Here is a 453-nt window from a genome sequence, read left to right as displayed (position 1 = left end):
GGTAAAGGAAATCAAATGTACTACAGCGCAACAGAACGGCTGATCCGTGACTATGTGATCAGCCTTTTGCAGAATGATTCGGCCGCCGCGTCCGAAATCACAAGCAAGATGACGGAACACGTGATGACCGAAATGCGTGACGATGAAGAAGTGATTGCCGCAATCGTCGCGGCAGCTACCTCGCGTATGGTGCGGCCATGAGCGCAACGCCAAAGTTCCCGATTTACCAAAAACGCGAATTTCGGTGCGGCAATCATCACGAGGAAGAGTACCTGATGATAGCTCCGAACTACCGCCTACGTGTGTCGTTGGTGTGGGAGCCGAAGCCAAATGCTCTGCTGCACGTCAGTCATGAAGCTTACGATCCGGGGCACGGCATAGACCCCGAACTTCTGACGCTTTGTAAAAAAGAAGACTATACGTGCTCCGAACAAGAGTTCAACGGGGCGCTTA

The 453-nt window shown here is 52.3% G+C and carries 2 protein-coding genes; both read left to right on the top strand.

Translation table 11 applies throughout. The features are described from left to right. Positions 1-201, top strand: a 201-nt coding sequence (locus AC1RO3_RS08630) for a hypothetical protein (RefSeq protein WP_481764022.1), incomplete at its 5' end; no start/stop codon positions are given. Then, on the top strand, positions 198-453 hold a 256-nt coding region (locus tag AC1RO3_RS08625; RefSeq protein ID WP_289874165.1), incomplete at its 3' end, for a hypothetical protein. The genes AC1RO3_RS08630 and AC1RO3_RS08625, both read left to right, overlap by 4 nt.

Source organism: Dellaglioa sp. CoH-57-MRSF-19, assembly GCF_056781975.1.
This window is presented reverse-complemented; position numbering and strand designations above follow the sequence as displayed.